At 59.8% G+C, this 11,656-nt stretch carries 7 protein-coding genes; 3 read left to right on the top strand and 4 right to left on the bottom strand.

Annotated elements, in window-relative coordinates; genetic code table 11:
• The first annotated feature begins 2 nt into the window (after window positions 1–2).
• A complete protein-coding gene (locus OGI63_RS13500; RefSeq protein ID WP_004219219.1) occupies window positions 3–782 on the top strand; it encodes a glycoside hydrolase family 25 protein in 780 nt (259 codons plus the stop codon).
• A gap of 87 nt (window positions 783–869) precedes the next feature.
• Here the strand turns inward: OGI63_RS13500 and OGI63_RS13495 are convergent, their stop codons facing one another.
• The 3 genes from OGI63_RS13495 to OGI63_RS13485 all read right to left on the bottom strand — a co-directional run bounded on the left by OGI63_RS13495 (window position 870) and on the right by OGI63_RS13485 (window position 7,587).
• Window positions 870–2,924, bottom strand: a complete 2,055-nt coding sequence (locus OGI63_RS13495; RefSeq protein WP_004219218.1) for a glycosyltransferase — start codon at window positions 2,922–2,924, stop codon at window positions 870–872.
• Window positions 2,925–2,935: 11 nt separating this feature from the next.
• A complete protein-coding gene (locus tag OGI63_RS13490; protein WP_004219217.1) occupies window positions 2,936–5,260 on the bottom strand; it encodes an LTA synthase family protein in 2,325 nt (774 codons plus the stop codon).
• A gap of 185 nt (window positions 5,261–5,445) precedes the next feature.
• Entirely contained in the window at window positions 5,446–7,587 is a 2,142-nt protein-coding gene (locus OGI63_RS13485) for an LTA synthase family protein (RefSeq protein WP_004219216.1), read from the bottom strand.
• A gap of 193 nt (window positions 7,588–7,780) precedes the next feature.
• Between OGI63_RS13485 and OGI63_RS13480 the strand changes: the two genes are divergently transcribed.
• The gene (locus OGI63_RS13480; protein ID WP_012619849.1) at window positions 7,781–8,761 is read left to right on the top strand and encodes a glycosyltransferase; all 981 of its coding nucleotides are present in this window, start codon (window positions 7,781–7,783) and stop codon (window positions 8,759–8,761) included.
• A 244-nt stretch (window positions 8,762–9,005) separates the two neighbouring features.
• Here the strand turns inward: OGI63_RS13480 and OGI63_RS13475 are convergent, their stop codons facing one another.
• Window positions 9,006–10,091 (bottom strand): glycosyltransferase, encoded by a 1,086-nt coding sequence (locus OGI63_RS13475; protein ID WP_012754406.1) that lies wholly within the window; start codon window positions 10,089–10,091, stop codon window positions 9,006–9,008.
• A gap of 220 nt (window positions 10,092–10,311) precedes the next feature.
• On the opposite strand from OGI63_RS13475, the gene glf reads away from it, so the two are divergent.
• Complete coding sequence (gene glf / locus OGI63_RS13470; RefSeq protein ID WP_004219209.1) at window positions 10,312–11,496, top strand: UDP-galactopyranose mutase; 1,185 nt, start codon at window positions 10,312–10,314, stop codon at window positions 11,494–11,496.
• Window positions 11,497–11,656: the final 160 nt, after the last annotated feature.

Here is an 11,656-nt window from a genome sequence, read left to right as displayed (position 1 = left end):
CATTGCTCGGCTGCGTACTCGCCATGTTCGCGTTGACCGGTTGCGGCAATGTGAATGGCAGCGATCAGGCGGACGCATGGAACGAGGCGGCCGACCCGTGGTCGTATTCGTTCGGCGTACATGTGTTCACCGAGGGGGATGGCCGCGTGCTGCGGCCGGTATGGCGGGTCATCGACGTCGCCGAACATCAGCGAAACATCAATTGGCAGAAGGTCAAGCAATCCGAGGTCGATGCGGCGATTCTGCGCATCGGCTACGGCCATGGCAACGAAGACAAGTATTTCAAGAACAATCTGGCCCAAGTGCGCGTGAACCGCATTCCGCATGGCCTGTATTTGTACAGCTACGCCTACGACACCGATTTCGCGCGCGAAGAGGCGAATTTCGTGCTGCAAACGCTCAGGAGGTATTCGATCACCGACAAGAGCGTCCCTATTTTCTACGACATGGAGCACCTCGACGACTGGGGAGGGCACACGATGCCCACGCGGCCGATTCAGTTCGAACAGATTGCCAAGGTGTTCTTCGGCGTGCTCGAGGATGCGGGGTACACGAATCTGGGAATCTACACTTACGCGCACAACATGGCGACGCGCCTCGACAGCGACTGGCTGCACGGACACGCCAACTGGATCGCCTCGTATTCTGACACGCTTGAGTATGATTTCGCAGGCTGCCCGGATCTGCACGCATGGCAATACACGTCGACCGCGCGTGTGCCCGGCGTGACCGGCGACGTCGATGTGAGCGTGTTCGACCCGCGGTTCTTCGACGTGGAGTGAGTGGCGCGATATCTGCACACACGGGCATATGCAGCGTGGCCGGCGTTTCACATGAAACACCGGCCACGCTGTGAATATGTCGTGCTGTCACCGCGGATTGCGGAAGATCTGCTCCCAATGCTCCACGCTGGCGATATTTGCGGCCTTGTACTCGGCGGCGAGCCGATCCCAGCGCTTGAAGAACTCCTTCGACAGGTACAGGCCGCGCATGAACTGCTTGCGGAACAGCGGATTGTTGCGCCTGCACCACGATGCCGAGTTGCCGTCCGCACTGGTGACAAGCACCGAGGATTGCCCTTGGAAGGCGTGCCAGGTGGCATCCTTGGCGGGGACGGCGATGGCGGGGCGTTCGTCATGGGTGCCGTCGGTTCGTGAGATGAGTGATTTGAGCACGACCTTGAAGCATTCCTTCTGCACTGCGGCCTTCGACTTCGGCACGGCATGGGGCTCGAACTCGGCCTTGGCCTCCGGGAAATCGGTGAGATTCGGTTTGAGATCGGTGTCGGAGAATCCCTTGCGCAGCTCGCGTACCGTGTTCAGCTGCGTGTGCACGGTGTCGAGCATGTACTGGGGGCCCCGCATGACGTCACGGAGTGCAATGTGCCGCAGCTTGATTCCCGAGTAGATGAAGCGGAGCCCCAGGTTCGCGTCGCCGTAGGCCATCTGGTACGCCATGATCGGGCTTGGCTTTTCGGCGTGCAGCAATGCACACACCCAGCGGTTGCGGTTGTTGAAATACTCCTCCCATGTGCGGCCCGGATCTTTGTCGTGCCATGCCTGATGCCACACCGCGACGCCCGGCAGGCTCACCGTATGGAATCCATGCTCCTTGGCGCGCAGTCCGTATTCGATGTCATCGAATTTGATGAACGCCGGCATCGACAGACCGATCTGTTTCATACAGGCGGTGGGGATGAGGCAAAGCCACCATCCATTGAAGTCCACATTGAACCGGCGGTGCAGCTTGGGGCAGTCCCGTAGTGGGAACTGCGCGTAATCATGGTTGTATTCGGCACCTACTGCCGGGAACATGCGCATCTCGCGCATGTCGACGCGCTCGCCTTGTGCGTACATCACCGTGCGGTTGTCGAGGTGGAGCATGCCGCCGCCCACAATGGTGGGCGTGTTGCAGTAATCGGCGAACTGCACGGCACGAATAATCGATTCAGGTTCGCTAATGGCGTCGTCGTCCAGAAGCAGCGTATGCGCGCTGGTGCCTGCCTTGAGCGTCTCGTACATGCCCCGTGAAAAACCGCCGGAGCCGCCGAGATTAGCTTGCTGGATGTAGGTGAGCTGCGTGCCGAGTTCGTCCGCCGTCTCGTCGAAGTCCGGTTGGTCGCATACATGGTCGGTGCCCTGATCGGTGCAGTAGATCGTGTCGAGCCGTGCCCGTACGTCGGCGTTGGCGGCGATGGCACGCAGCTGCCGCAGGCAGTACGACGGTCGGTTGAACGTGGTGATCGCAATCGAGAATGGGTGCAGGTCATTCGGCCGTTGGGCAGTAGGCACCTCCCAACAGGCGTCGGCGATATACAACGCCGAAGTGTCGGTGGCCTTGGCGTCGAACCAGAAGAAGCCGCCATCGAGCAGTCCGTCCATGCCCATCTCCACGCTGACCTCGGTGAATGCCTGCGGGGAATCAATCGGAACGGTCTCCACGGGGTGCAGGAGACCGCGTCCCGTGGAACGCATGAGCGCCAATGCGCCTGCACCCTTCACCTGTGCGGTAAAGCGCACGGATCGCACTGGCGTCCAGCGACGCCAATAGCTTGCCGGGAATGCATTGAAATACGTGCAGAACGAGGCATGCCGACCGGTATGGATTGTGATTGCCGTGCGACCGGTCACTGTGAACACGGCGTCCGAGGCATTGGCGATGGGCCTTTTGTTCCCGTTGAGCAACCGTCGCAGCTCGGACTCGTTCATTGCGCCGAAATCCAATGAGTAGAAGTCCGCGAATGGGTTGACCACGTCTTCGTCGAGTTTCGGACGTGTCCATTCGATTGCGTACAACGGCATCGTCATGTCTTCGTCGGACGTCGGGAACACAACGCGATTGACCGTCTCCCAGTCGCCCGTGCCCTGGGCGGCGGCTGCCGCATGGCGCGGGGTCTGGCGTTTCTTCGGGGTATTCACTGCCATAGAGTTATACCTTACTGCTTCGGTATGTCCATGAAGCCCATGTCCATCAGGTAGTTCTTGCCCACCGACATGTCGTATTGGACCATCTTGTAGTCTGCGAGCAACTGCTTGGCCTTGCTCGACAACGTGTTGGTGTCGATGACCTCCCCGTTGTCGTCAAGCAGCGTCGGTTCGCCCTTCGCGCTCCATACGCCGGCATTGACCGAGCGAGACATCGCCGGCACCTCGGCATGCAGTTCGTCGAGCAAGGCCAGGTATGGCGAGATGCGCGCGTTCATATGCTCGGCAGCCTGCGTCATGAAATAATTCGACGACGTGTAGGCGGCATCAGACTCGGGCAGCTTCACGTCATGGGAAGCCGAAGCGCGGTTCGACCAGATGAAATAGTTCGTCTCATGCAAGGTGAGTGCATTGTTCTTGTCGGCATTCGCCGTGTTGTAGATGCCCGGCAGATGGTCGCCGTAGAACACGACGGTGATGGGCTTGTCAATGCCATCGAGCTCATTGAGGAAGTTTGCCGTGGCCTCGTCCGTGCGCTGCACGTTCTTCGCATAGGTGGCGATGATGCCGCGTTCGGGAACGGTGTCCGGCGTTTCGTTCACGCCGTGGAATTCGTTCTCGGAGCCGTAGAGATCTGGGTACGGGGCATGGTTCTGCATCGTGATGAGCTGAATGTACTGTGACGGCTTGTTCTGCTCGGTGTTCGTGCGAATCTCCTCGACGACGTTCTTGTAGGCCTCTTCGTCCGACACTTCCGTCTTCGTGCCGTTCGGCCCGACATAGGCCTCGCCGTGCGCGATCTTCGGATCGCTGTCGAGCGTGTACAGATGCGAGAACCCGAACTTCTTGTAGTTCACGCCGCGCAGATAGAAGAACTGCTTGAACGGGTGGTAGCCGATCGAACAACTCGTCGAGTATTCGTCGCCGCAATGCTCGTTCCACATCTGGTTGAACGAGTAGAACTTCGGCCGGGTGGCCACGAGCTGCTGGTAAGGCGAGAGCAGCGTATCGCTGAAGTTGGCCATGTTCAGGCCGGTCATCTGCTGGAACTCGATGTTCGCAGTGCCGCCGCCATAGCCCGGGGAGAGCATGAGGCCCGAAGTGGTGGTCTGGCCAAGCGCGCGGATGTTCGGCATCGGGTCGGCGCCGAAGTGCACGTTCGGCACGCGGTTCGGATCGGAGAAGCTTTCCGAGAGGATCATGACGACCGTGTTGTCCGTGAGATTCTGCGAACGCTGCGCGTTGATCTCGTCGGCGGCCTGTGCATACCGATTTTTGATCTGCTGCATGGCAGCCTGCGAATACTCGGGCTCGTCCTCCATCGCCTTGACGCGCGTGAGACTGAGGAACGTGGTGAGCGCGCCATTGGTCTCCGCATCCTGCTGCACATTCCACAGCGTGGGCGAATAGCCGATCTTCGACAACGTCTTGCGTTGGGGAGCCTGTGGGTTCGACAGCACGCCGGCGTACGAGATGAGCAGCAGCACACTTACGATGGGCGCGAGAATACGGCAGATGAGACCGAAGATGTTCTTGGGGCCCGCAATCGGATGCCGCCACGAGCAATAGATGAATGCGCGGCGCTTATCTACACACTGCAGAATGACGCAGATCACGACGAACCATACCAGCCATGCTATGGCCGTATTGACGAGCGGACGCGAATCGTCGGTGACGAACGACGCGACGTCGCCGGCGCCGCCTCCGCCACCGCCGCTCAGGAATCCCAGATCCGACGGGATGATCGGTTCGCTGCGCATCGTGATCTTGATTTTCGTGGCCACCGCGAACACCATGACGAATGCGCCGAACAACGCGGTGCCCACCCAGAATCTGTTCACCAAGGTGACAAGGAGCAGGTAGATGAGCACGAGTGCGATCATATTGAGATAGCACGAGGCGGAAGACAGGTAATGGTAGGCGTCTCCGGTCACCTGCTGCAGGAAGTTGAGCTCGCTGGCCGGGTCGTATTTGAGTTTCGTGTTGGTGCTCCACCACAGGAACATGGTCGCCAGAATGACCATCGCGATGAACACGACCGTGTAGGCGCCGTAGGAGAACTTCGGCCGTTTGTTCCAGATTTCGTAGAACTTCGTCTCCTTGAACCGCCGCCACTGCCGCGTCACCGGATTCACTCGGCGGCTGTTCTTCTCCCCTGTCGGTTGAGGGGCCGCATTCTGCACGCCGGCACGGGGATGCGCCGCCTTCCGGGCGGCGGATGGCTTCACGTTGTCATGGTCTCCGTTGCGTGCGGTGACATGGTTCGCCACGGCAGGCATCGCGAGGGGGTCGCCGGAGGATGCGGCATGCAAGGCGTATGTGTTGCCAGCTGCCATCGATGTCAGATGCCTACGATATGCCGCGCGGATCCTGGCGCGCCTGTGTTTTGCGCAGCGGATCCGTTGCGCGCGTGTACGTGGCCCATCGTGCCGTGCAACGCTCTTCATGCTCATTCAACCTTTCAATTATGCTGTCACAATTGTCGTGCGCCGTGCCGACGGCGTGTGGTGCCGCGTATGCGCTACGATTTCGGCAGTTCCATGAAGCCCATGGTTTCCAAGTAGTTTTTGCCCACGCACATGTCGTATTGCACGCTGCGGTAGTCTGCAAGCAGTTCCTTGGCCTTGCTCGACAGGTCGTTCTCGTCGATCGGGCGCCCCTGCGCGTCGAGCATGGTCAGCGAGGAATCGTTCTTCCACTCGCCGTCATTGCGCCCGAGCCTTGCCATGGCCGGAATCTCATCGTGCAATTCGGTGAGCAGTGCCAAGTACGGGGAGACCTTGGCATTGAGATGCTCGGCGGTCTGCGCCATGAAATAATTCGAGGAAGTGTGGGCCGCATTCGCTTTGTCGAGCTTCGTCGTATGCGCGTCGCTCGCCGTGTTCGACCAGATGAAGTAGTCGGTTTCATGCAACGCTATGTCGTTCTTCGGGTCGGCCATGGCCTTCGAATAGATGCCGGGCAAATGGTCGCCGTAGAAGACGACGGTGATCGGGCGGTCGATTGCATCGAGTTCCTCGAGAAAATCTGAGGTCGCCTTGTCGGTGATCTGCACGCCCTTCGCATAGGTCCGTATGGATCCGCGGTCGCTTGCGGCGACGTCCGTGGAGGTGTCCGCGGCGATGAATTCGTTATCCGGATACTCGTCGGCGGTATATGGAGTGTGGTTCTGCATCGTGATGAGCTCGATGTACTTGCTCCGCGAATCCGGCTGCTTCAGCTCATCGAGCACATTGGCATACGCTTGCTCGTCGGACGTGTACTTCGAATTGCTGGTGGATTCGCGGTGCGTGATCTGCGGTTTGCTGTTGAGCGCGTGGAAATGCGAGAAACCGAACTTCGTGTAGTTCGCGCCGCGCAGGTACATGTTCTGGTAGTACGGGTGGAATGCCACCGAACAGTCGGTGGAACCGTCGCACGCCGCGTTCCACATCTGGTTGAAAGAGAAGAACGTCGGGCGATTCGGTATGAGCTGCTGGTACGGCGTGGCGAGCGACGGCGCGAAATTCGTCATGCTCAGGCCGGTGACCTGCTGGAATTCGATGTTCGCCGTGCCGCCGCCGTACCCGGGCGACAATGCGAGGCCAGACGTCGTCGATTGCATGATTGAACGCAGATTCGGCATGGGATCCTCGCTGAACGAGACACCCGGCACCCGCGTCGGATCGGCGTAGGATTCCGACAGCACGTTGATCACCGTGCTGTCGGTGAGTGTGGCCCGGCGCTCGGTGTTGATCCGTTGCGCCGATTGCGCGTACTTGCTGTTCAACGCCTGCATTGCCGATTCGCTGTAGTTTGGATCCGGCTCCATCGCCTTGACGTCCACGAGACTCAGGAACGAGGTGAGCACACCGTTGCGGTTGGCGTCAGACGTCGTATTGAACTGCTGGGGCGTGTACTCGAAATAGTCGAGGAACCGTCGCACCGCGGAATCCTGCTGCCCGAGACCGGTGGCATATGAGGCGAGCAGTGCGATGCTCAGAATCGGCGCGACGATGCGGCAGATGAGGCCGAAGATGTTCCGCTTCGAATCAAGCGCATGCCGCCATGAGCAATGGATGAACATGCTCCGGCCGTCCAGGAACTGGAGTGCGACGCATATGAGCACGAACGTCACGATCATCACCACGGATGGGGCGATCATCGAGCTCAGATCCGCCGGTATGAACGACATCAGGTCCCCTTCGCCGCCGCCGGTGAGGAAGTTGAGATCGCTTGGCAGAATGATCTCATCTCGGAGCACGCATTTGATCACGGTCGCCACCGCATACACCGCGAACAGTGTGAACGTTGCCGCCGTGGCCGCCCAGAACCGGTTGATGAGCGTGAGCAGCACAATGTAGACCATCACGATGATGATGAGATTCATCCACCCCTGGTTCGTGGAGAGCCGGGCGTGGGCCGAATTGAAAATCTGCGCGACAAGCGGCCCATGGCCGGGATCATACCGGTTGTCGGAATCCATGCTCCACAGCGCCATGTAATCGGACCATACGCAGGTGAGCATGAACACCACCATGTAGGCGCCATATGAGTATTTCGGGCGTGTGGGCCACCATTGCCTCACCGCGGCGCAGATGTCACGAAACACCGTTTTCGGGGTGCATTTGTGCGCGTCGATTACCGGTGTCGGCGTCTCGGCCTGATATTCCTGATCGCTCACGCGTAATCCTCTCAGATTCGGTTTAGGGCAAGTGAATGGCATATGCGCCCGTTGTACACAAATATCAGTATTCTATTCGCTCTGCGAGATGGAAACCGAGCGATGCCCATTTCCGTGAGGTCTTCACAAGCAGTACGCGAATGAGATGTGCATGGCGAGTGGACGTCACCATACGTCACCTATACTTGCGGGTATGCAGTATTCAGTGACCGCAGTGGTGGTGTCGTACAACCGCGCCGGATTGCTCGACGAATGCCTGTCCGCGCTCAATGCGCAGACCCGCAGGCCGGATTCACTGGTCATCGTCGACAACGCGAGCACCGACGGCGCTTTGCAGGTGGCGCGCGATTTCGCCGGGCGCACGCCGATTCCCGCATATATTCTCGAACTGCGCGAGAACACGGGTGGCGCCGGCGGATTCTGCGCGGGCATTGCGTACGCCGTCGCCAACGGTTCCGCGGAACCGGGAATCGCTGAATATGTGTGGCTGATGGACGACGACACCGTGCCCACGCCGACGGCCCTGGAGCAGCTGCTCGCCGCCGCAGACGAATGCGTCACTGTGAACGATCGCCTGCCCACGGCACTCGGGTCGAAGGCGGTGTGGGTCGACGGCCGGGAACACCTGATGAACAAACCCCGCCCACGTGCCGTCCTGGCGAAGGGGGAGCGCGAGATGGCCGGCGGTGCGTACCAGGTGCGCTCGCTCTCCTTCGTCTCCTGCATGCTCAATATGGGTGCGATTCGCGGGCGTCGACGTCTGCCGATCAGCGCGTTCTTCCTGTGGAACGACGACTTCGAATACACGACGGCTCTGCTGCGCAATGGCGTGGGGTACTATGTGCCGGCGAGCGAGGTCGTGCACAAGACGAAGAAATTCGGTTCGTCGGACGCCGACCCGGGCCAGCGTTTCTACAACGAGGTGCGCAACAAGATCTGGATGCTCAGATTCTGCCGCTCGGATTTCTCGTTCGGCGGCCTGCTCTCATTCCTCGCGAAGACCGCGCGCCGCTGGCTACTCACTGTGATGCGCGCCGGCGACCGCCCCCTCATTCTCCAGTGCCTGCGCGACGGCTGGCGTGACGGCTGGCACACCGAACCGGAGTCGAATGCCGAGATCTTCGCCCGTGCATGCCCGCCGCTGGTGCCCGACATCGAGCGCATCTCCCTTTAGATTTCTTCAAATCTCTTTAGGCTCGGCTCTTTGGCTCCGCCTCCCTGCGTCATCGGAGACATGCTCCTCCAGATAGGCAGTCATCCCCTGCGTAATTTGGGACATCTGCGGGCCTCCATCTGTCTCTTTTTACGCAGAGTATTGGTAATTGACCCGTACGCATCTGCGTAAAAAGAGACAGATAGGCACTGAAAATGTCCCAAATTATGCAGATTGATATGAATATGATATGAATAATCGCGAATCACTCGGACTGGGCGTGACGACCGCGCGGCTTGGCCTGCACTTCGGCCGGCGCGGGCGCGGCCGAAATCTCGGTGTTGCGGCGCGAGACAATCGAATGGTAGGCGCGCTTGCGCAGGGAGGTGGGCATCATGCGGTATGCGGCGCGAATGAACGTGTTGCGCAGGAACTGTGCGGGTGACGTGAAACCGTCGCGCAGGAAGCGCCACTGCAAACGCAGCTCCTCGCGGAACATGTCCCAGCCGCCACGGCGTTCATACGCCTCCTGATTGGTGCGGTAGAGCACAAGCGGCTCCGGCATGTTGAGGAACTGCGCGTGGTTGAGCATCATGCGCTCCCACAGCAGGTAGTCCTCGAATCTGCCCGCATCCTCCGGGTAGCCACCGGCGGCCAGCACAGCGGATTTGCGGAACACGACGCTTGGGTGATGCACCGGCGACTGCATGCGTGCGTATTTCTCCAGATCGGCGCCCTCGGCAGGCAGCATGCGAATCTGCCCGGGCTGGCGCTCGTCGTCGGTGAATTCGCGGATCGCGCTGCCCATCACGTCAATCGGCAGTTTCGACTTCACCGTGGTGTGCGAGGCGGCGGAACGGCGGGTGAATTGCGGAATGATCGTGGCGAACCGGTTCGGCAGCGACACGTCATCGCAGTCCGCGCGCGCGACAACGTCGAAATCGCAGTGCTGCAGGCCGATGTTGAGGGCATGCGCGAGTCCGCGGTTCTCGTCGAGAGGCACGATCGTCACCTCGGGCACCTCCAGTTCGGGGCGCTCGGCGGTGAACCACACCGCCATGGTCGACTGCAGCGTATCCAAATACCGCTGCACCGGCTCCTGAACCGGGCCGTCACGCACAATCACCACCTGATTCGGCGGCAGCGTCTGCTCGATGGTGCTCGACTGCACGGAACGCTCCACCTCACGCAACGAATTGCCCCCATACACCGCCATGAGCAGCGTGAAGGGGGCAGTCGTCTCCCGGCGTTCCCTGTGTGTCATGCAACCTATGGTAAACCACGGCGGGGGAAGTTCCGCCATGAGCCGTGGCTGCATTGCATGAATACTGTGTGCATATTCCGCGCGCATGTCTGCATATGCTCCATGTGCCATGTTCGGCGCCACATCTTCTTATGCTGCCGAATTTCGTTCGCAGGCCGCGTAAGCATTGGCATTCGCGAATCACGCCGCAGTGTGCACACCGCGTTTTATGCTGGTGACAAGTGCCCGCTGCAGACTGTTTCCGTGGTGTGCGGCGACGAATATGCACATGCGGCATGTTCGATTGATATTTTCGGAAGGACTTGAGATGACTGCAAACGAGCAGAACGCGACGCCGGATCTGGTGATCGTCGGTGCCGGAATCTTCGGCCTCACCATTGCGCAGCAGGCGGTGGAGAAGCTCGGCGTGAACGTCACGATCATCGACATTCGCGACCACATCGGCGGCAACGCCTACTCGTACATGGACCCGGAAACCGGCGCCGAGATTCACAAATACGGCGCCCACCTGTTCCACACGTCGAATAGCCGCGTGTGGGAATATGTGAACCGTTTCACGAAGTTCACCGATTACGTGCACCGCGTCTACGCCACGCACGACGGCGAGGTGTTCCCGCTGCCGATCAATCTGGGCACGATCAACCAGTTCTTCCGCGCGAACTACACGCCCGCGCAGGCCAAGGCGCTCATCGACGAGCAGGCTGGCGAGCTGGCAGGCACGGATCCGGCGAATCTCAACGACCAGGGCATTTCGCTCATCGGGCGTCCGCTGTATGAGGCGTTCATCAAGAACTACACCGCCAAGCAGTGGCAGACCGATCCGAGCGAGCTGCCGGCGAGCATCATCAAGCGTCTGCCGGTGCGTTTCAACTACAACAACCGGTATTTCAAAGACACGTGGGAAGGTCTGCCGGCAGACGGCTACACCGCGTGGCTTGAGCGCATGATCGACGACCCGCGCATCACTGTGAAGCTGGAGACGGATTTCTTCGACGAGACGCAGCCGCTCAACAAGCGCGCGTTGTTGGAAGCGGGCGTGCCGGTGGTCTACACGGGCCCGGTCGACCGCTATTTCGACTACGATCTGGGCGAGCTCAAGTGGCGCACCGTCGACTTCAAGGAGGTGCGTTATGACGAGGGTGACCACTTCGGCTGCGCGGTCATGAACTTCTCCGACGCCGACGTGCCATACACGCGCGCCATTGAATTCAAGAACTTCAACCCGGAGCGTGCCGCCGAGCAGAACCCGAACAAGACCGTGGTGTGGGAGGAATACTCGCGCTTCGCGAACCGCGACGACGAGCCGTATTACCCGATCAACACCGATGAAGACAAGGCCCTGTATGCACAGTACAAGGCGAAGGCCGCCGACGAGCCGAATGTGGTGTTCGGAGGCCGCTTGGGCACCTACGCGTACTACGACATGGACCAGGTGTTCAACCAGGCGCTGATTTCCTACGAGAAGCAGGTTGAGCCACTGCTCAAGAAGTAGTTTGTATTTGTTTGTATTTGCAGATTGCGTTCTGTGAACTCGCTTTCTGAATGCGGACGGGAACCCCTATTCGGGGTTCCCGTTCTGCGTTGTTGCGCTCGTGGTGGGTTTCGTCTGTGTGGTGTGGTTGGTGTTTTTGTGTGTGGGTGTTGGTTGGTGT

Source organism: Bifidobacterium sp. KRGSERBCFTRI, assembly GCF_025908335.1.
This window is presented reverse-complemented; position numbering and strand designations above follow the sequence as displayed.